This is a genomic window from Streptomyces sp. CB02366 (assembly GCF_001905905.1).
Classification (GTDB): Bacteria; Actinomycetota; Actinomycetes; order Streptomycetales; family Streptomycetaceae; genus Streptomyces.
Genome location: NZ_LIVT01000003.1, coordinates 895,361 through 914,306, shown reverse-complemented (window position 1 = coordinate 914,306; position 18,946 = coordinate 895,361). Strand labels below are relative to the sequence as shown.

The following is an 18,946-nucleotide window of genomic DNA, read 5'->3' as shown; positions in this document are numbered from 1 at the left end:
CGTTTCACGGTCAGCGTGTTGCTCCGGTGACGACCCACCGGCCCGAGCGGGCGCGTACCCAGAGCGTGATGAGGCGGACGGCCATCATCAGCGTCATCGCCCACCAGAGAGCGGTGAGCCCACCGCCCAGGACGGGCACCAGGAGCGCGACAGGTGCGAAGACGGCGAGCGTCACCAGCATCGCCCAGGCGAGGTAGCGGCCGTCGCCGGCACCCATCAGTACGCCGTCCAGGACGAAGACCACGCCGGCGATCGGCTGGGAGACGGCCACCACCAGAAGGGCGGGGAGCAGGGCATCCTTCACCGAGGGGTCGCTCGTGAAGAGCGGAATGAACAGCGGACGGGCGAGCACGATCAGGACGCCGAGCACGATGCCGCAGCCGATGCCCCACTCGACCATGCGACGGCATGCCTCGCGTGCGCCCTTCTCGTCGTTCGCCCCCAGATAGCGGCCGATGATCGCCTGTCCGGCGATGGCGATGGCGTCGAGAGCGAAGGCGGTCAGGCTCCAGAGGGAAAGGATGATCTGGTGCGCGGCGATGTCGACGTCCCCGAGTCGGGCGGCGACGGCGGTGGCGATCATCAGGACGGCGCGCAGCGAGAGGGTCCTGATCAACAGGGGCACACCGGCCCGTGCGCTGGCCCTGATACCGGCCGCGTCGGGACGCAGGGAGGCGCCGTGCTTCCGTGCCCCGCGGATCACCACGATGAGATAGGCGGCCGCCATGGCCGCCTGGGCGATTACCGTTCCCCAGGCGGATCCGGCGATGCCGAGCCCGGCGCCGTAGACGAGGGTCACATTGAGGATGGCGTTCGCCGTGAAACCGCCGATGGCCACGTACAGCGGGGTGCGGGTGTCCTGGAGACCGCGCAGGACACCGGTGGCGGCGAGGACGACGAGCATGGCCGGGATGCCGAGGACGGAAATCCTCAGATAGGTGATGGCGTAGGGGGCCGCGGTGTCCGACGCGCCGAAGACGTCGACGAGCCAGGGGGCGGTCGGCATCGCGGCGGCGACGACGACCGCTCCGAGCAGGAGGGCGAGCCAGATACCGTCCATTCCCTGACGGATGGCGGCAGGGAGGTCGCCCGCCCCGACGCGGCGGGCGACGGCAGCGGTCGTCGCGTAGGCCAGGAAGACGAAGATGCTCACCGCGGTCATCAGGAGTGCCGCGGCGATGCCGAGGCCAGCCAGCTGCGGGGTGCCGAGGTGGCCGACGACGGCGCTGTCGACCATCACGAACAGAGGCTCGGCGACGAGAGCGCCGAACGCCGGGACGGCGAGGGCGATGATCTCGCGGTCGTGCCGTCGACGGCCGTTCTTCGGGGTCGCAGGAGCCTGGTTCATGGGGTCAATCTAATCTTCCACAGGTAAGACATGCAATCTATCTTTGGCCCTTACTTCTGTCCTCGGTGGAGCCTTCTCGTCGCGCCGTTCGAGGTGATCTTGAAAGGAAGGCGAAAGTTTTTCTCCCCCACAGTCAGTGGATGGAGAAACCCCAGGTCAGGGTAGTTGGATCCCTGTCGCTATGAGTTTGTCCACAGTGCTGTCCCCCGGTCCGTGCACAGGTTCAGCGGGGTTGTCCACAGCATCTGGTGCGTCATCCACACGCCCTGTGGATAACCAGATTGGCCGAGAGTGCGGAGGGGCCTACCGTGGTGCGGCGCCCGCACTCCGTTCCGGCACCGGAATCCTCCGAACCAGACGTCCCGGAAGTGGAGTCGGGCGACCTGTTTGTCGGTGCCGTGACGTAAGAAAGAGTCGCACGGCTAGGTCCGCGACGCGGACGGGAGGAGGCGGCCCGGTGAGCATCCCCGAGCCTTTGGACGACCCCTGGACCGACACCGGTCCCGGGGACCGTCTGCCCGTCTCCCGCCAGCGTCGCGGTGATCGCAAGGGGCGGGAGGACCGGCACGACCGCGGCTCGGACGAGGCGTGGGAAGGCGGCGCTCCCGGCTTCGAACGGGTGCCGCCCCAGGACCTCGACGCCGAGCAGTCGGTCCTCGGCGGCATGCTGCTGTCCAAGGACGCCATCGCCGAAGTCGTCGAGGTCATCAAGGGGCACGACTTCTACCGTCCTGCCCACGAGACCGTCTTCTCGGCGATCCTCGACCTGTACGCCAAGGGCGAGCCGGCCGACCCGATCACGGTCGCCGCCGAGCTGGTGAAGCGCGGAGAGATCACCAAGGTCGGCGGAGCGCCGTATCTGCACACCCTGGTGCAGTCCGTCCCGACCGCGGCCAACGCCTCGTACTACGCGGAGATCGTCCACGAGCGGGCGGTGCTCCGGCGGCTGGTCGAGGCCGGCACGAAGATCACGCAGATGGGGTACGCGGCGGACGGGGACGTCGACGAGATCGTCAACTCCGCGCAGGCCGAGATCTACGCGGTCACCGAGCAGCGCACCAGCGAGGACTACCTCCCCCTCGGCGACATCATGGAGGGCGCGCTCGACGAGATCGAGGCGATCGGCTCGCGCAGCGGCGAGATGACCGGGGTGCCGACGGGTTTCACGGACCTCGACGCCCTGACGAACGGTATGCACCCGGGTCAGATGATCGTCATCGCGGCCCGTCCCGCCATGGGCAAGTCGACGCTGGCGCTGGACTTCGCGCGCGCCGCCTCGATCAAGAACAACCTGCCCAGCGTGATCTTCTCGCTCGAAATGGGGCGCAACGAGATCGCGATGCGTCTGCTGTCGGCCGAGGCGCGGGTGGCCCTGCACCACATGCGGTCCGGCACGATGACGGACGAGGACTGGACGCGCCTCGCGCGCCGGATGCCCGAGGTCTCCGCCGCCCCGCTCTACATCGACGACTCCCCCAACCTGTCGATGATGGAGATCCGCGCGAAGTGCCGCCGGCTCAAACAACGCAACGACATCAAGCTCGTGATCATCGACTACCTGCAGCTGATGCAGGCCGGCGGCTCGAAGCGGTCCGAGAGCCGGCAGCAGGAGGTCTCGGACATGTCCCGAAACCTGAAGCTGCTGGCCAAGGAGCTTGAGGTGCCGGTGATCGCGCTCTCGCAGCTGAACCGTGGACCCGAGCAGCGCACCGACAAGAAGCCGATGGTCTCCGACCTGCGCGAGTCCGGCTCCATCGAGCAGGACGCCGACATGGTCATCCTGCTCCACCGCGAGGACGCGTACGAGAAGGAATCCCCGCGAGCGGGGGAGGCCGACATCATCGTCGGCAAGCACCGTAACGGCCCGACGGCCACCATCACCGTGGCCTTCCAGGGCCACTACTCCCGTTTCGTGGACATGGCCCAGACCTGACGGGCTGCTGGAGGCGGACCGACCACGGGCGGCCCGAGCGCCCCCCTGCTTCCCGCGCGCTTCCGCCCCCGCCGAGCGGCGGAAGCCGCCACGGGGAGCGTGCCGGCCGCCTCTCAGCCGGTAGCGAGGAGAGGCAGCAGACGGTCCCAGTGGCGCTGCAGAGCGGCCGGATCGAAGGCGTCGGTGTCGGACATGGTGAAGCCGTGAACCGTGCCGGGGTAGATCTCGGAGGTGTACGCGATCCCCGCCGCGTCCAGGGAGTGGTTCAGCTCGTCGAGTTCCTGGGGGCCGAGGTCCGTCTCGGCGTGGCCGAAGTGGACCTCGGCGGTGAGGCGACGAAGGCGTCGGGGGGACCGTCCGCGGTGGGGACCCGAACCATCTTGGTGGTAATGGCGGAACTTCCTTTCGGGGAGTCGTCGCTGCCCGGAGCCTGCCGAAACGAGGAGACGGGCGGATTCCGCGGGCCGGTCGTGCGCGGCCTCGTCGAGCGGGGGCCCGACGAGCGGGCGCCGGGGGCCGCAGCACCATCACGGTCACCGCCCGGGCAGCCCTGATCTCGCGTCATGACGCCCTCATACTGGCGGTTGTGCCCCCGACGGCACCACCTGATCCGGAGTACCGCGCCACTGTTCATCGTCGAGCCGCTGCCCCCTTCCGAGGATTCGCCACCGCGCTGTGAGCGTCCCTGATCTCCTGTTCTTCCGTCGACGGGGTGGAGCGGGATGCCCGGACCGGACGCCTCACGGCCGAGAAGAGCGGGTGGGACTCCGGCGAAAAGAGTTCGTCAAGGAGCGGCCCGTCGGATAAGGGTGGGGGTATGACCTCTCTCGGTGAAGACCTGCTTCCCCCTACCCGGCGCGCACTGCTGCACCGCATCGCCGTCGCCCAGCGGGAGGGGCGTGCGCCGTCTCTCGTGGCCGCGGTGCGCCGTGGGGGGCGTACGGCCTGGAGCGGGGCGCGGACGGGCGTCGAGGGCCACGCCCCCGACGCCGATACGCAGTACCGCATCGGCTCGCTCACCAAGACCTTCACGGCTGTTCTGGTCCTGCGGCTGCGGGACGAGGGCCTGCTCGACCTGGACGATCCCCTGGAGAAGCACCTCCCCGGCACGGGTGTGGGCGACGTGACCGTATTCCAACTGCTGGGCCACAGCGCGGGGCTGGGGGCCGAGGCCCCGGCGCCCTGGTGGGAGCGCACGCCGGGGAGCCTGCGGCCCGGGATCGCGGACGTGCTGGGCGACCGACCGCAGACGCACCCCGCCGGGCACCGCCACCACTACTCCAACCCGGGTTACACCCTGCTCGGCTCACTGGTCGAAGCGGTACGCGGCGTCTCCTGGGAGGAGGCGCTGCGCCGCGAGATCCTGGAACCGCTGGGCATGCACCGTACGACCAGCGATCCCGTCGCGCCGCACGCGGAGGGGTGGGCCGTCCATCCCTGGGCCGACGTCCTGTTGAGCGAACCCGCCGAGGATCTCGGGATCATGGCGCCCGCCGGCCAGCTCTGGTCCACCGCGGAAGACTTGTTGCGGTTCGCCGCCTTCCTGACCGAGGGAGACGACCGGGTCCTCCCGGCCGCTTCCGTACGGGAGATGCGGGCGCCTGCCGCGCCGGTCGAGACGGGCGGCAGTGGTTATGGACTCGGGCTCCAGATCGTCGGGGGCGAGGGGCGGGTGCTCTTCGGGCACACGGGGTCGCTTCCCGGCTTCGTCGCCGGCCTCTGGGTGTGCGGGGAGGAGGATGTGGCGGTGGTCGTCCTCGCGAACGCCACCTCGGGCCTGCCCGCCGCGACGGTGGCGGCCGAACTCCTGAACATCGTCGTCGAGGCCGAGCCGCGGATTCCGGAGCCGTGGCGACCGCTGCCCGAGGTGGACGACGAACTGCTCGCGCTGACCGGCGTCTGGCACTGGGGCACCCTCACGTTCACCCTGACGCTCACCGAGGGCCGGGGCCTGCGGCTCACCCCGCTGGGCGGCAAGGGACGCGGCGCGGCCTTCACGCGCAACCCGGACGGCACCTGGACGGGTCGGAACGACTACTACGCGGGGGAGATCCTGCGGGTCGTACGCAAGGACGACGGCTCGGTGGACCATCTCGACCTCGGGTCGTTCGTCTTCACGCGGGAGCCGTACGAGGCAGGGGCGGCTGTGCCCGGCGGGGTGGACGCGGAGGGCTGGCGCGGGCTCGGCGGCTGAATTCCGGGCCGAGGGGCCAGGAGTCGAGCACTTCGGAGCGGCGGGGCGGGAAGGGGTGGGCGTTTCACGTGAAACGCCCACCCCCGCGCGTTCGTTCAGAGCGCCAGTTTGAAGCCCACATGGCTGGCCGTGAAGCCGAGCCGTTCGTAGAAGCGGTGCGCGTCCTCACGGCTGACATCCGAGGTCAGCTGTACCAACTGGCAGTTCTGGCGGCGTGATTCGTCCACCGCCCACTGGACGAGCCGGGTGCCGAGTCCGCTGCCGCGCTCGTCGCGGTGGACACGGACACCCTCGATGATCGAGCGGGTCGCCCCGCGGCGGGACAGCCCCGGGACGATGGTCAGCTGGAGGGTGCCGACGACTCGGCCTTCGCGGACGGCGACGACCACGTGCTGGTTCGGATCGTCCGCCAGCCGCTGGAAGGCCACCCGGTAAGGGGTGAGATCGTCCGGGGATTCCCGCTGTGCCCCCAGCGGATCGTCGGCGAGCATCGCGACCACCGGAGCCAGGTCGTCCGAGGTGACAGGCCGTATTTCGAGATCACTCATGATCGGCATCCTAGGTCGCCACCAGGGCGCCGAGGGGTGATCAGGCCGGGACCTTCAGCTCTTCGACGGCCCTGCCCAGGGGGACGAGCTCCGGGTTCTCCGCCGCCTCATCTACACCGCCCCCCACTGGGTCGGCGCCGCGCCGGCGGCCTCGGCTCTGGTCCTGGCCGTGCTCTCCAGCCTGCTGGAGCGTCGGGAGACGCGCGGGAGCCGGATCATCGCCGGGAGCGGCGCCGAGCCCGCTCCGGCGGCGGCGGCTCGGCGCTGAGCCAGACGCCTCGGGGGAGCCGTCCCGCAGCGCCCCTCAGCCAGCAGTGCCCCTCAATCGCGCCGCCCTCCCGGCGGTCCGGCTGTTCCGCGTCAGCCCGTCGCGAGGGTGAGCGGAGCGAACCTGCGCAGGGCGTCGCCGGGGAGGTCGGGGATGCCGTAGATCATCACCGTCGTCCGGGAGACGGACTCCAGTCCACGCTCCGCCAGCCGTCCGAGCAGTTCCTTGTGCCGGTCCTCGACATCGAGCCGCAGCGGACGGTCCGTCGTGGCGGCCAGGTCCGTGATCAGCGCCTGCGCGACGTCCGTGTCCCGCGCGATCAGCGGGCCCACCACCGCGGTGCTCCCGCTCGGCCAGAGCGCCGCGTAGCCGACCAGCTCGCCGTGCTCCTCGGCCACCTGGAGCCGGTCGGAGAAGGCGGGCAGCCGGGCGAGGAGATGCGTCCGGTCGGCGCCGAAGGCGGTGAGGTCGAGCCGGACCATCGCCTGCAGATCGTCCGCGGCGGCCGGGCGCGTGGCCACCGACGAACCGGAGGAAGCGACCGAGGGGGAGCCGCCGCGGTTCCCCGCGGCCAACCGGCCACCGACGCGTTCCGCCCGCCCCACGGCGGAGAAGCCGAGGTCTTCGTAGAGCGGCTGCCCCTGCTCGGTGGCGTACAGGGCGAGCGGGGCGCCCTCCTCCGCCTCCATCACATGCCGCATCAGGCGTCGAGCGATCCCCTGGCGGGCGTAACGTCCGGCGACGAGCAACATGCCGACGGCGGTGAGGCCGGGGCCGTACGACATGGTCAGGCAGGTCGCCGCCAGACCCCTGCCGTCCGGGGCGTCGATCCCGTACCCCGTTCCGGCCGAGAGCAGCAGTCCCCAGCGGTGTTCGTCGCGGGGCCAGCCGCGGTCCTCGCAGAGGTCGGCACAGGTGACCAGGTCTCCCCGGTTAAGGCGCCGGATCGGCAGGTCGACGAGGGGGCGGGGTGATGGCCTGTGCATGGGGCCAGGCTGACGGACGGGATGATCGCCCGTCCACCGATTTCGCGGAACTGGCCAAGATCCGCAGCCCTCCGCCCCGAGGACCTGCCCGGGACCGGTCGGTGCCGGGCAGCGGTTTCACGTGAAACACAGCGCCGAGGGGCCGGGCGGCTCCCCCCGGCGCGGGGCCTCACCCCAGGTCGGGAGCGTGCAGCGCCCGCACCCCTTCGATGTTGCCGTCCAGATAGTGGCGCAGGGACAGCGGGACGAGGTGCACGGCCGCGATGCCGACCCGGCTGAACGGCACCCGGACGATCTCGTACTCCCCGCAGGGCTCGTCGATCTCCGGACCGTGGCGCCGCGAGACGTCCATCGACGCCAGGCGGCAGACGAAGAAGTGCTGGACCTTCACCCCGGCCACGCCGCCGTCCGCGATGTGCTCCACGGTGTCGACGAAGCACGGGACCACGTCGACGATCTTCGCGCCGAGCTCCTCGTCGACCTCGCGGTGCAGCGCGTCGACGACGGTGGCGTCCTCGGGTTCCACACCGCCGCCGGGCGTGAGCCAGTACGGATCGACCCCCGGCTTCGTGCGCTTGATCAGGACGAGGTCGTCGCCGTCGAGCAGAACGGCGCGTGCGGTGCGCTTGACCACTGGGCGTTCGGTCATGGCAAGAGAGTGGCCCATGGGAGGCCCCCTGAAACTCTCCCGGACTACCGGACCGCGGCGTCCAGTGCCTGTTCGACGTCGGCGAGCAGGTCCTCGGGGTCCTCCGCGCCGACCGAGAAGCGGATGAACCCCTCCGCCACGGCGTCGCCGCCCCAGCGGCCCCGGCGTTCCGCGGTGGACCGGACCCCGCCGAAGCTCGTCGCGTCGTCCACCAGACGCAGTGCGGACAGGAACCGCTCCGCGGTCCCCCGGTCGGCCAGTTCGAAGGAGATCACGGAGCCGAAGCGCCGCATCTGGCGTGCCGCTACGGGGTGCGACGGATCCGTGGGCAGCCCCGGATACCGCAGTCCGGTGACCTCCGCCCGCTCCCCCAACGCCTCGGCGAGGGCGAGGGCGGTGGTGCACTGCCGGTCGATGCGCAGGTGGAGGGTGGCCAGCGAACGGTGCGCGAGCCACGCCTCCATCGGCCCGGGGATCGCCCCGACGACCTTGCGCCAGCGCCGTACGTCGGCCGTCAACCGGGGGTCGCGGCAGGTCACATGGCCGAGCAGGAGGTCACCGTGCCCGGTCATGCCCTTGGTGTCGCTGGCGACCGAGAAGTCGGCTCCCAGCTCCAGCGGGCGCTGCCCGATCGGGGTGGCCAGGGTGTTGTCCACCGCTACCAGCACATCCGCCGCGTGCGCGGCCTCCACCAGGCGCCGGATGTCGCAGACGTCCAGCCCGGGGTTGGACGGGCTCTCGATCCACAGCAGCTTCGCGCCCTCCAGCAAGGCCGCCTGGGCGTCCCCGCCGGTCGGCGCGGTCCGGACCTCGACCCCGTACGCCGCCAGTTGCTCCCGTACGAGCGGAAGCGCCTGGTAGCCGTCGTCGGGCAGGACGACGGCGTCGCCCGAGCGGACCTGGGAGAGCAGCACCGCGGTGATCGCCGCCATGCCCGAAGCGAAGACCGTGGTGCCCACCTCTTCACCGGGAGCCTCCAACTCCCCGATGGCCTGCTCCAGAAGGGTCCAGGTCGGGTTGGTCTCCCTGCCGTAGGTGTAGGGCCCCACCGGATCGCCGGAGAGGTGGAAGTGGGCCGCGAAGACCGGTCCGGGCAGGGTGGGTTCGAACTGCTCCGGTACCGGAAGCCCGGCTCGTACCGCACGGGTGCCGTCGCCCAGGGTGCTCATGCCTGCTCCTTCGCTGCTCCGCCGGTGGGGGTCCGGCGCTTTCCCGCACTCTTCCAGAGGCCCGGGAGAAGGCTCCCACCCGTTCCCCCTGTCCGTCCTCCTCGGGCAGGGCGACCGGGGCCGGTGTGAGGGCCTCGCGGCCCGTGCGGGCGCCCGGCGGCACAGTGTCGCCGATCAGGCCGGCCCCCCTCGCGTCGGCGACCGTCTTGACTACGAAATTCTTCCTGTGTCTGATCGTGGCAGGCATGATCGGTGGCGGTCACCGGCAGCACAGGTACAGCCGACGGTGCGAGAACAAAGGGCGGGACGGACCATGAAGGCATTCAGACTGGACGAGCTGGAGGCGGAGCGCGCCGCCAACGACGGTGCGTATCTGCAGTTCCTGCGGGAGCGCACCATGTCGGTCGGCCTCTACGCCCTGGACGCGGGAGAGCTCGACCCGCAGCAGCCGCACCGGCAGGACGAGGTCTACTTCGTCGTCAGCGGGCGGGCTTCGATCACGGTGGGTACGGAGACCACACAGGTCGGCAGGGGAAGTGTCGTCTACGTGCCCGCGGGCGTGGCACACAAGTTCCACCACATCACCGAGGACCTGCGGGTGATGGTCGTCTTCTCGCCGCCCGAGGGCTGACCGCCGGTTCGGGGCCCGCGCTCCGGAGGCCGCCCGCCCCGGGGGCCGGAGGCGGGCCGGCCTCGGGGATCCCTAGGGGCTCGATCAGGGGTCTTCAAGGGCTGCCAGGCCCCCGCCGGCCGCCTCCGCGCCTTTAGCATCGAGGCAAGGACCCAGAGAGACGAGGTAGAGGCGATGGCCGTGCGGGAGATATTCGCGGGAATGCCCTGGTGGGTGAAGTGGATCGCGGTGCCCGTCATTGCGATCTTCGTGTTCGGCGGGCTGATCGCCAGCGTGGTGGGCTTCGTGATCAGCCTGCTCTTCAAGGTGCTGCTCTTCGTCGTCCTGGTCGGCGGACTGCTCTTCCTCATCCGCAAGTTCATGTCGTCGTCGTCCTCGCGCGGTGACTGGTAGCACCCGGACGCGGGTCGGCGCGGGGGCCGGCCTGACCCGTCCGACCGGGCGGGCCCGGTTCCGGAGGCGATCCGGCGGGCGGGGGCCCACGAGCCGCCCCGGTGGATCCGGCCCCCGGGGCCCGGGACGGACGGCGCCGACCCGGGGGTATTAGCCCAGCAGAGCTAAGTCCCGGAGGAAACCACCCGTTCGCCGCAGGCGGCCGATACAGTGGCACACCACTGCCGCCATCCGGAATGTGACCTTCCGTCACCATATCGATCACCTGATCGTCCTGGGTACGACAGTCCGGTCGTTGGCCTCCGATCGCCGGCGCCCGGACCGGTCCTCGCCGGTCGCGGGTCACCGGAACTCCGGTCCCCTCCGGTCCTCGGGATCGCGGCAGTCCCGTGGGGGCGGCCCCCACGGGAGGGCCGACGGCCCGTCACCATGCCTGGGGGTGACCGTTGACCACGGCATCGAGCACCGCTGTCCCGACGTTGATCGGTTCGGTTCAGCGGGCGTTGAGGCTGCTGGAGGCGGTGGGAAATCATCGGAACGGCGCACCCGCGAAACAACTGGCCCGCGAGGCGGGGCTGCCGCTGCCGACCGCGTACCACCTGCTGCGCACGCTGACCTACGAGGGTTATCTCCGCCGGGAGAACGGGGTCTTCCACTTCGGTGCGGCCGCCGAGAACCTCACCTCGGCTCCGGGTGCCAGGAGCCGCCTGCGCCGGGCCCCTTCCGTCGCCGACTCCCTCGGCCGCTGGCGGGACATTCTCGGGGCTCCGGTGTACTGCGCCGTCTACTGCGACGGCGAGATCGAACTCGTCGCGGTCGCGGACGCGCCCGACACTCCGGCGGTGGAGGAGTGGGCCTCCTTCCGGGAGACCGCCCACGCCCACGCCATCGGCCAGTGCCTGCTCGCCCAACTCGACGAGCAGGCCCGCGAGGAGTACCTCGACCGGTACCCCGTACGGCCCCTTACCCGTTACTCAGTGCGAGATCGCGCCACACTTCTGGAACGGCTGCGTACCCTCCGACGAGGTGAACCGGTCATCGAACGCCAGGAGTACGCACTGGGGACCGTGTGCGCCGCCATTCCGGTCACAGCCGGTGCCACCATTGCGGCGATGGCCATTTCTGTACCCTTGGACCGAGAAGATCGGTTGCTACCCGCAGTCGAACAGTTACGTGGCGAAGTCGCCAGCCTCTTGCGTTCGTTCGTGTTCTCTATCAGTATCTGAAAAATCACTCCTTGTGATCTGCTATCGCGTGCACCACGATGGCGTCAATAGGGCCATGGGGGATCATTCCTGGCCAGTTTCATCTACTGCGGGGTTGAACGATGCGCGAGTCGGTTCAAGCAGAGGTCATGATGAGCTTCCTCGTCTCCGAGGAACTCTCGTTCCGTATTCCGGTGGAGCTCCGGTACGAGGTCGGCGACCCATATGCCATCCGGATGACGTTCCACCTGCCCGGCGATGCCCCTGTGACCTGGGCTTTCGGCCGCGAACTGCTGCTGGACGGGCTCAACAGCCCGAGCGGCGACGGAGATGTGCACATCGGTCCGACCGAACCCGAGGGCCTCGGCGATGTGCACATCCGGCTCCAGGTGGGCGAGGACCGTGCGCTGTTCAGGGCGGGCACGGCGCCGCTGGTGGCGTTCCTCGACCGGACGGACAAGCTCGTGCCGCTCGGTCAGGAACACACGCTGGGTGACTTCGACGGCAACCTGGAGGACGCGCTCGGCCGCATCCTCGCCGAGGAGCAGAACGCCGGGTGACCGGGCGCACCCGATGCCCCTTCACCCCTTCTTACGACGACGGCCCCGGCCGGCCCGCACGGGCGCGGCCGTAGCCGTCTGTGCGCCGTCGGCCCCCGTCCGGTCCGCGGAGACCACCAGCGCGGCGAGCGCCGTGGTCACCGGCACCGAGGCGACCAGACCGATCGACCCGATCAGCGTGCGGACGATCTCCTCAGCCACCAGCTCGCTGTTGGCCACCGTCCCCACACTGCTCTGGGCGATGGAGAAGAGGAGCAGCAGGGGCAGCGCCGCGCCCGCGTACGCCAGCACCAGGGTGTTGACCACCGAGGCGATGTGGTCCCTCCCGATCCGGATACCTGCCCGGTACAGCCCCTTCCAACCCATCCCGGGGTCGGCCTGGTGCAGTTCCCAGACCGCGGAGGTCTGGGTGACCGTCACATCGTCGAGCACCCCGAGCGAACCGATGATGACACCGGCCAGCAGCAGACCGCTCATATCGATGTCCGGGTAGAGGCCGTGGATGAGGCCGGTGTTGTCGTCGGTGTTGCCGCTCAGGTTCCCCCAGCCGATGAACAAGGAGCCCAACAGCCCGATCAGCAGCAGGGAGATCAGGGTGCCGACGACCGCGACGGAGGTGCGGGCCGTCACCCCGTGGCACAGGTAGAGCGCCGCCAGCATGATGGCGCTGGCTCCGATCACCGCCACCACCAGCGGATTCGAACCCTGGAGGATCGCCGGCAGGATGAACAGGGTCAGCACGGCGAACGACACGGCCAGCGCCACCAGCGCCATCACCCCGCGCAGCCGGCCCACCACGACCACCGCCAGCGCGAAGATCCCGGCCAGCAGCGCCAGGGGAACCTTCCGGTCCACATCGGTCACGGAGTACTGGAGGTCGCGCGGTGCGTCGGGGGCGTAGGCCACGACCACGCCCTGGCCCTCCTTCAACTGGCGGGGCGCGTCCGGCTGGACCACCTCGACGAACCTGCGGCCCTTGTCCTGGCCGCTGGTCACCTCGACGGTCGCCTTCGCGCACTCCCCCTCCTGCTCGTTGACGGCCTCCCGCCCCGAGGGCGTGGAGGTGTCGCCGGTCGGGGGCACCTGCGAGGCGTTGACGTCGGCGCAGTCGACCTTGACGACCTGGACGACCTTGCCGTCCTGGGTCTGCCGGTCGAAACCGACGCCGGTGCGTTCGTGGTCGGGCGCGCCGCCGGGCCAGAGGGCGATCAGGCCGATGACGACCGCCGTGGCGAACGGGATCACCACGGCGGCGATGACCTTGCGCAGATGCCGGGAGACGGGAGCGGCCGGGCCGTGGTTGTGCGTGTGGCCGTGGGAGGGGCCCTGGGGCGGCTGGGAAGCGGAGTCGCTCGGGGGAGAGGTCACGGGGCGATCATCGCAAGAACGCGGGGGCCCTCTGGTCAGCACGCCGGAAAGGACGCTAGCGTGGAGGCACCTTTGCACACGCGGGAGCTCGGAGCACCGGGCTGAGAGGGCGCTGACCTCCGTACGTCCGCACGTACGGGAAAAGCTGCGCCGACCGCCGAACCTGTTACCGGGTAATGCCGGCGTAGGGAGTAGGTCTCATGACCACATCGGACGCGCGCACGCCTGCCTCGAAACAGAACGACGAGGCCGGGAAGTCCATCGGCTGGCACAAGGGGTACGTCCAGGGCTCGCGCCCGGACCTCCGGGTGCCGGTCCGACAGGTGCACCTCACCAACGGCAAGGACGTGACGCTGTACGACACGTCGGGGCCGTACACCGATCCCGCCGTCGACACCGATGTCCGCCGCGGCCTCACGCCTGTGCGGGAGAGCTGGATCACCGCCCGCGGCGACACCGAGGAGTACGCGGGCCGGCCCGTCCGCCCCGAGGACGACGGGCTCAAGCACACCTCGCCGCGGGGCGGGCTGCGCAATCTCGACGCCGTCTTCCCCGGCCGCCCGCGCCGGCCGCGCCGCAGCCGCGACGGCCGGCCCGTCACCCAGCTCGCGTACGCCCGGCGGGGGGAGGTCACCCCGGAGATGGAGTACGTGGCGATCCGGGAGGGCGTCGAGGCGGAGGTCGTACGCGAGGAGATCGCGGCGGGCCGGGCGGTGCTGCCGGCCAACGTCAACCATCCGGAGATCGAGCCGATGATCATCGGCAAGCGGTTCCTGGTGAAGGTCAACGCCAACATCGGCAACTCGGCCGTGACCTCTTCCATCGAGGAGGAGGTGGACAAGATGACCTGGGCGACCCGGTGGGGCGCGGACACGGTCATGGACCTGTCCACCGGACGCAACATCCACACCACCCGTGAGTGGGTGCTGCGCAACTCCCCCGTGCCGATCGGCACCGTCCCGCTCTACCAGGCCCTGGAGAAGGTGGACGGCCGGGCCGAGGAGCTGACCTGGGAGATCTACAAGGACACCGTCATCGAGCAGGCTGAGCAGGGCGTGGACTACATGACGGTGCACGCCGGAGTGCGCCTGCCGTACGTCCCGCTGACGGCCCGTCGTAAGACCGGGATCGTCTCGCGCGGCGGTTCGATCATGGCGGCCTGGTGCCTCGCGCACCACAAGGAGTCGTTCCTCTACGAGCACTTCGAGGAGCTCTGCGAGATCCTCGCGACGTACGACGTCACCTACTCGCTCGGGGACGGACTGCGCCCGGGCTCGATCGCGGACGCCAACGACGAGGCGCAGTTCGCCGAGTTGCGGACCCTGGGCGAGCTGAACACGGTGGCCAAGCGGTTCGGCGTCCAGACCATGATCGAGGGCCCCGGGCATGTCCCGATGCACAAGATCAAGGAGAACATCGACCTCCAGCAGGAGATCTGCGAGGAGGCCCCGTTCTACACGCTGGGCCCGCTGACCACGGACATCGCGCCCGCCTACGACCACATCACCTCCGGCATCGGCGCCGCGATGATCGCCTGGTGGGGTACGGCGATGCTCTGCTACGTCACGCCCAAGGAGCACCTGGGGCTGCCGAACCGGGACGACGTGAAGACCGGCGTCATCACCTACAAGATCGCCGCCCACGCGGCCGACCTGGCCAAGGGGCACCCGGGCGCGCAGGAGTGGGACGACGCCCTTTCCGACGCGCGGTTCGAATTCCGCTGGGAGGACCAGTTCAACCTGGCCCTCGATCCGGACACGGCCCGGGAGTACCACGACGAGACGCTGCCCGCCGAGCCGGCGAAGACGGCGCACTTCTGCTCGATGTGCGGGCCGAAGTTCTGCTCGATGAAGATCTCCCAGGACATCCGGCGACAGCACGGAGGTTCGCAGCAGGAGATCGAGGAGGGCATGGCGGCGAAGTCGAAGGAGTTCGCCGCCGCCGGGAACCGGGTGTACCTGCCGATCGCCGACTGACCCGCCCGGCGGCCTGTTCACCCCGGCGGCCTGTTCACCCCGGCGGCCTGTTCACCCCGGCGGCCGGGGCGCCCCGGCCGCCGGCCGGTCCGGCCGGTACGGCGGAAGGGGCCCGCCGGCCCACCGGGGCAGGCCGGTGTTCCGGTCGTCCGGCGCGGGGCCGGCGGGCGGCGGGGCACGGGGGGCCGTGCCTTTCGGCTCCTCGTCCCCGCGCGCCCCGACCGGCGCGTTCCGGCTGCCGGTCAGGTCTGCTCCGGTCCGGGCGGTTGCTCCGTGCCGAACGGGTTGTCGATGACGTAGCGCCAGAACCCGTCGGGGCCCCGGCGGGCGACGACGGTGGCCGTGCCCGCGATCCGGACCTGCGGGACGGTGGACCGCCCTGGTGCTGCGCGAACTCATGGGCGGTCCGCTCGGCTTCTCCGAGCCGAGGGGACGGCTGCCGGAACTGTCAGCGAAGGTTCTCAGCCAACGGCTCAGGGAACTGGGCGAGCGCGGCCTGGTGTCGGTGGAGCGGCGGCGCGGATTCCCGGTGCGGACGAGCTACACCCTGACCGGGGCGGGCCGGGCGCTCCGCCCGCTGCTGATCGAGCTCTGCGCTACGGGGGAGGCGCTGCTCGCCGCGACTGACCGCCCGGAGACGGAAGCACGCACCCCGGAGCCCTGATCCGGCCACGGCGGAAGGGCTCATGGGGTGTTCTGCGTGGATTGGCCAACCTCAGCCATCCTGACGGAGTTTGCGGGGGTTGCGCAGCTTATTGAGCGACAGTATGGACACGGTCGGGCGGCAGCTGGATGTACGTTCTCCTTCTGCGTCAATGGAGCTTGACCCAGTCCTTATCTGTGGCTTACTTTCCGGCTTGCTTGGCTGAAAAGGGGAGCCCTCGCACGGAGGGCTTCGGGGAGGGAACACAGTGAACTGGTACCTGGCCGTACTCAAGAACTACGCAGGCTTCAGCGGACGTGCGCGCCGCAAGGAGTACTGGATGTTCACCTTGATCCACATGGTCGTGGCGATCGTCCTCGCGGCTGTCGGCTTCGCGATAGAGACCACCATCCCGTACATGATCTACCTGGTCGCGACGATCATTCCGTCGCTCGCGGTGATGGTGCGGCGTCTGCACGACACCGGTCGCTCGGGCTGGTGGTTCCTGATCTCGTTCGTCCCGCTGGTCGGCGGCATCATCCTGCTCGTCTTCCTCGCTTCGGAGGGCAAGCACGAGGCGAACCAGTACGGCGCCAACCCGAAGCTGGCTCCGCAGGCCGTCTGATCCACCGCTCCGGTCCGTCCGGAGCGTCCCCCGGGCCGGGCGCGGCACTCGCCGCCCCGGCCCGGGGTGTGTCCGGGCGGAGGAAGGCTACGGCCCGGCGCGAGGACCCGGGCCCCTCTCACTCCGGCTGGTGCTCGGGGCCGCCGAAGTCCGGGCTCGTGAAGTCGGGGCTGGTGAAGGTCGGCCGGGGCCCGGCGGCCGGGCCGTTCTCCGGACCGGAGAAGTCCGGCCTGCTGTAGCCGATCTTCGGGATGCGGTCGGGCGAAGGGTGCGGGGTGCGTGCGGCGGGCCCCGCCGTGGGGTCGTCCAGGGCGTCCCGGAGGAACGGGAGGATGCCCCGCTCCAGCAGGGCGTGGCGCCACGCCTCCCTGGCCCGCGCGACCTCTTCCGGAAGCTCCTCCTCGTCCTCGGCCTCCAGGGACGTCGCACCGTTGCGGAGCGCGGTGACGAGCAGCCCCACGGCGGCGACCAGGATCGCCGCGGCGGCGACGCAGGCGAAGAACCACCCGGCCGTGACCAGGGAGCGGCCGAACGCCAACGACGGGTTGACCGCCCTGAGCAGGTAGCCGACGAGCAGGAAGATGACCGCCGCGGCGCCGGCCAGCAGCGGCGTCAGCACCGTGACGACCGCGCCTACGCCCGCGCCGCCTCTGGCCGCCGTGCTCTGCGGCCCGTCCAGAGGCGGCATCTCCTCGGCCGCCGCCCGGCGCAGTTCGCCGCGGGCCGTGACGTAGTGCTCGTACTCGGTGGCCGCGGACGCGGTGATCAGCGCCGTGGCGCCGAGCGCCATGGTGCGCAGCTGTTCGGTGTTGAGCCGGTCACCGACGCCCTCGAGGTCCGGGCGTTCATGAGCGTGGCGCAGTGCGTCGCCCAGAATCCGCTCGTACTCGGGTCCGTCCTCGGCCAGCAGGTGCGGAGCGCTTGTCATCTGCATCCCCCGATGCTCCGTCGGTGCCCGAATGCCCGCGTGGACCGGGCGATCGGGCGGAAACGGAGGAGAGCCTGCCACTGTTAGGCCGATGGTAGAGCGCTCACGGCACGGGGTGACAGGGTGTTTCCAGAATTGGGTCCGGTGACGGGCCCGGTGATCGGCGGAGTCGGCGCGGGCGGAACCTGAAGCGACTTCCCCGTCGACGGTCAGTCATGCAGCGGGAGCTGAACGACCAACAGCTTTCCGGCCATGGTCACACCGCCGTCCATGGCGATGGCGAGGCCGTCCGCGTACACGTGGGGGCCGTTGATCACCGGGCCCGAGTCCTCGTCGCCGTCCTCCGTGCCGACCTCGCCCAGAAGGTACGGAATGGGGCTGTGACCATGGACGACGCGCTGTCCCCCGTACGTCGACAGCAGCTCGCGCACGGCCTGGGGGCCGCCCTCGTCCCGGAAGGCGAACCGCTTGGTGAGCTTGCGGAACAGGTCCCAGCACTCGTCGGCGTCATTGCGCGTGAGAATGGCCGTGATCGTGTCGTTGACGTCCTCGATGGTGGAGCCGTAGTCGAGGTAGGCCGTCGTGTCGGAGTGCAGCAGCAGATGACCGTCCTGCTCGACGACGGCGTCGAGCCGCGACATCCACTGGAGGTGGACGTCCTGGAGGCGGTCCATGTCGGCCTTCTGACCGCCGTTGAGCAGCCAGGCGGCCTGGAAGGTGGCGGTGCCCGCCCCCGAGTTGACGGGGGTGTCGCCGAACCGCTTGGCGCCGATCAGCAGCAGTTCGTGGTTGCCCATCAGGGCCTTGCAGTAGCCGCCGGCCGCCGCGGCCTCGGCGGAGAGCCGCATGACGAGGTCGATGACCCCGATGCCGTCCGGGCCGCGGTCGGTGAAGTCGCCGAGGAACCACAGCCGGGCGTTGCCCGCCGCCCACTTCCCGTCGGCGTCCACGAGGCCCTGCTCCCCGAGGGCGGCCAGCAGCTCGTCCAGGTAGCCGTGGACGTCTCCGACGACGTAGAGCGGGCCGCGGCTGTCCTCGGCGCCGGGGCTCGGCTCGGCGACCGTCCGGACCTGGACCGTGTCGCCGCGGCGGATGACCGGGAGGTCCCGCTCGGTCGGTGTGTAGCCGTCCGGCTGCTCGCCGCCCACGACGGCGTTGCCGGGGTGCGGCGGCGGTACGGGCGTGTGCGGCGGCAGGGAGGCCCCTCGGGCCCCGGGAGCCCCGGGGGCTGACGGCGGGGAGGCGCCGGGCGGAGGGCCCGGCTCCGGTGCGCGTGGCGGCACCGGGGAAGGCGGCGCCTCCTGGGCGGGCGGTGGCACGGGTGTCTGCGCGTACGGCGGAACCCGGAAGTCACGCAACGTCGCCGTCCGCACCACGGGTTCCTGACCGGCCCCCTGAGTCATCGACCCCTCCACCACCGTCGCGCCGCCGTACACCTGACGGGCCCTGCCTGGTAGAGGTGGTCCGCGGTGTCGTGCGCCCATCATAGGAATGCGGATCGATCTGTGTGACGCACCAGGGG

The 18,946-nt window shown here is 70.5% G+C and carries 17 protein-coding genes and 2 pseudogenes; 9 read left to right on the top strand and 10 right to left on the bottom strand.

Annotated features, from left to right (window positions below; all coding sequences use genetic code 11):
- Positions 1–10 precede the first annotated feature (10 nt).
- Positions 11–1,348 carry an MATE family efflux transporter gene (locus tag AMK24_RS12700; protein ID WP_073768153.1) on the bottom strand — a complete coding sequence of 446 codons (1,338 nt, stop codon included), beginning with the start codon at positions 1,346–1,348 and terminating at the stop codon, positions 11–13.
- Positions 1,349–1,805: 457 nt separating this feature from the next.
- Here AMK24_RS12700 and dnaB point away from each other — a divergent pair, with 457 nt between their 5' ends.
- Positions 1,806–3,281 carry a replicative DNA helicase gene (dnaB, locus tag AMK24_RS12695; protein WP_073768151.1) on the top strand — a complete coding sequence of 492 codons (1,476 nt, stop codon included), beginning with the start codon at positions 1,806–1,808 and terminating at the stop codon, positions 3,279–3,281.
- Positions 3,282–3,394: 113 nt separating this feature from the next.
- On the opposite strand, the pseudogene AMK24_RS12690 reads toward dnaB, so the two are convergent.
- Positions 3,395–3,625, bottom strand: a pseudogene (locus AMK24_RS12690) (dienelactone hydrolase family protein); the annotation flags it as partial.
- Positions 3,626–4,098: 473 nt separating this feature from the next.
- Here AMK24_RS12690 and AMK24_RS12685 point away from each other — a divergent pair.
- A complete protein-coding gene (locus tag AMK24_RS12685; protein ID WP_073768149.1) occupies positions 4,099–5,475 on the top strand; it encodes a serine hydrolase domain-containing protein in 1,377 nt (458 codons plus the stop codon).
- A 95-nt stretch (positions 5,476–5,570) separates the two neighbouring features.
- Here the strand turns inward: AMK24_RS12685 and AMK24_RS12680 are convergent, their stop codons facing one another.
- From AMK24_RS12680 to AMK24_RS12665, 4 genes are all read right to left on the bottom strand, one after another.
- Entirely contained in the window at positions 5,571–6,023 is a 453-nt protein-coding gene (locus AMK24_RS12680) for a GNAT family N-acetyltransferase (RefSeq protein ID WP_073768888.1), read from the bottom strand.
- Positions 6,024–6,383: 360 nt separating this feature from the next.
- A complete protein-coding gene (locus tag AMK24_RS12675; RefSeq protein WP_073768147.1) occupies positions 6,384–7,277 on the bottom strand; it encodes a GNAT family N-acetyltransferase in 894 nt (297 codons plus the stop codon).
- A gap of 169 nt (positions 7,278–7,446) precedes the next feature.
- A complete protein-coding gene (locus AMK24_RS12670; RefSeq protein WP_073768145.1) occupies positions 7,447–7,926 on the bottom strand; it encodes an NUDIX domain-containing protein in 480 nt (159 codons plus the stop codon).
- A gap of 44 nt (positions 7,927–7,970) precedes the next feature.
- Positions 7,971–9,095 (bottom strand): cystathionine gamma-lyase, encoded by a 1,125-nt coding sequence (locus AMK24_RS12665; protein ID WP_073768143.1) that lies wholly within the window; start codon positions 9,093–9,095, stop codon positions 7,971–7,973.
- Between the two features lie 313 nt (positions 9,096–9,408).
- Between AMK24_RS12665 and AMK24_RS12660 the strand changes: the two genes are divergently transcribed.
- The 4 genes from AMK24_RS12660 to AMK24_RS12645 all read left to right on the top strand — a co-directional run bounded on the left by AMK24_RS12660 (position 9,409) and on the right by AMK24_RS12645 (position 11,884).
- Positions 9,409–9,726: a cupin domain-containing protein gene (locus tag AMK24_RS12660; protein WP_073768141.1), complete on the top strand. Its 318-nt coding sequence runs from the start codon at positions 9,409–9,411 to the stop codon at positions 9,724–9,726.
- 180 nt (positions 9,727–9,906) lie between these two features.
- On the top strand, positions 9,907–10,119 hold the full coding sequence (locus tag AMK24_RS12655; RefSeq protein ID WP_073768886.1) for a DUF5326 family protein: 213 nt from the start codon (positions 9,907–9,909) through the stop codon (positions 10,117–10,119).
- A gap of 446 nt (positions 10,120–10,565) precedes the next feature.
- The gene (locus AMK24_RS12650) at positions 10,566–11,345 is read left to right on the top strand and encodes an IclR family transcriptional regulator (RefSeq protein ID WP_338012691.1); all 780 of its coding nucleotides are present in this window, start codon (positions 10,566–10,568) and stop codon (positions 11,343–11,345) included.
- Positions 11,346–11,446: 101 nt separating this feature from the next.
- Entirely contained in the window at positions 11,447–11,884 is a 438-nt protein-coding gene (locus AMK24_RS12645) for an SsgA family sporulation/cell division regulator (protein ID WP_073768137.1), read from the top strand.
- 21 nt (positions 11,885–11,905) lie between these two features.
- Here the strand turns inward: AMK24_RS12645 and AMK24_RS12640 are convergent, their stop codons facing one another.
- Positions 11,906–13,252, bottom strand: a complete 1,347-nt coding sequence (locus AMK24_RS12640; protein WP_073768135.1) for a YibE/F family protein — start codon at positions 13,250–13,252, stop codon at positions 11,906–11,908.
- A 200-nt stretch (positions 13,253–13,452) separates the two neighbouring features.
- Here AMK24_RS12640 and thiC point away from each other — a divergent pair, with 200 nt between their 5' ends.
- Entirely contained in the window at positions 13,453–15,228 is a 1,776-nt protein-coding gene (thiC, locus tag AMK24_RS12635) for a phosphomethylpyrimidine synthase ThiC (protein WP_073768132.1), read from the top strand.
- Positions 15,229–15,470: 242 nt separating this feature from the next.
- Here the strand turns inward: thiC and AMK24_RS34715 are convergent.
- Positions 15,471–15,590: pseudogene (locus tag AMK24_RS34715) on the bottom strand (DUF4440 domain-containing protein); the annotation flags it as partial.
- A gap of 20 nt (positions 15,591–15,610) precedes the next feature.
- Here AMK24_RS34715 and AMK24_RS12625 point away from each other — a divergent pair.
- Together AMK24_RS12625 and AMK24_RS12620 are read left to right on the top strand one after the other, a co-directional pair.
- Positions 15,611–15,892 (top strand): winged helix-turn-helix transcriptional regulator, encoded by a 282-nt coding sequence (locus AMK24_RS12625; protein WP_242435132.1) that lies wholly within the window; start codon positions 15,611–15,613, stop codon positions 15,890–15,892.
- A gap of 247 nt (positions 15,893–16,139) precedes the next feature.
- Entirely contained in the window at positions 16,140–16,496 is a 357-nt protein-coding gene (locus AMK24_RS12620; RefSeq protein WP_073768130.1) for a DUF805 domain-containing protein, read from the top strand.
- Between the two features lie 118 nt (positions 16,497–16,614).
- Here AMK24_RS12620 and AMK24_RS12615 read toward each other — a convergent pair whose 3' ends face one another.
- Both AMK24_RS12615 and AMK24_RS12610 read right to left on the bottom strand, forming a co-directional pair.
- Positions 16,615–17,430: a hypothetical protein gene (locus AMK24_RS12615; RefSeq protein WP_073768127.1), complete on the bottom strand. Its 816-nt coding sequence runs from the start codon at positions 17,428–17,430 to the stop codon at positions 16,615–16,617.
- 203 nt (positions 17,431–17,633) lie between these two features.
- Positions 17,634–18,827: a metallophosphoesterase gene (locus AMK24_RS12610; RefSeq protein ID WP_107427395.1), complete on the bottom strand. Its 1,194-nt coding sequence runs from the start codon at positions 18,825–18,827 to the stop codon at positions 17,634–17,636.
- Between the last annotated feature and the right edge of the window lie 119 nt (positions 18,828–18,946).

Excerpts from the sequence above, each read along its gene's own strand:
- AMK24_RS12675 (WP_073768147.1), bottom strand. The coding sequence starts at position 7,277 with ATGCACAGGCCATCACCCCGCCCCCTCGTCGACCTGCCGATCCGGCGC.
- AMK24_RS12660 (WP_073768141.1), top strand. The coding sequence starts at position 9,409 with ATGAAGGCATTCAGACTGGACGAGCTGGAGGCGGAGCGCGCCGCCAAC.
- thiC (WP_073768132.1), top strand. The coding sequence starts at position 13,453 with ATGACCACATCGGACGCGCGCACGCCTGCCTCGAAACAGAACGACGAG.
- AMK24_RS12610 (WP_107427395.1), bottom strand. The coding sequence starts at position 18,827 with ATGACTCAGGGGGCCGGTCAGGAACCCGTGGTGCGGACGGCGACGTTG.
- AMK24_RS12680 (WP_073768888.1), bottom strand. The coding sequence starts at position 6,023 with ATGAGTGATCTCGAAATACGGCCTGTCACCTCGGACGACCTGGCTCCG.
- AMK24_RS12685 (WP_073768149.1), top strand. The coding sequence starts at position 4,099 with ATGACCTCTCTCGGTGAAGACCTGCTTCCCCCTACCCGGCGCGCACTG.
- AMK24_RS12700 (WP_073768153.1), bottom strand. The coding sequence starts at position 1,348 with ATGAACCAGGCTCCTGCGACCCCGAAGAACGGCCGTCGACGGCACGAC.
- AMK24_RS12615 (WP_073768127.1), bottom strand. The coding sequence starts at position 17,430 with ATGCAGATGACAAGCGCTCCGCACCTGCTGGCCGAGGACGGACCCGAG.
- AMK24_RS12645 (WP_073768137.1), top strand. The coding sequence starts at position 11,447 with ATGCGCGAGTCGGTTCAAGCAGAGGTCATGATGAGCTTCCTCGTCTCC.
- AMK24_RS12665 (WP_073768143.1), bottom strand. The coding sequence starts at position 9,095 with ATGAGCACCCTGGGCGACGGCACCCGTGCGGTACGAGCCGGGCTTCCG.
- AMK24_RS12670 (WP_073768145.1), bottom strand. The coding sequence starts at position 7,926 with ATGACCGAACGCCCAGTGGTCAAGCGCACCGCACGCGCCGTTCTGCTC.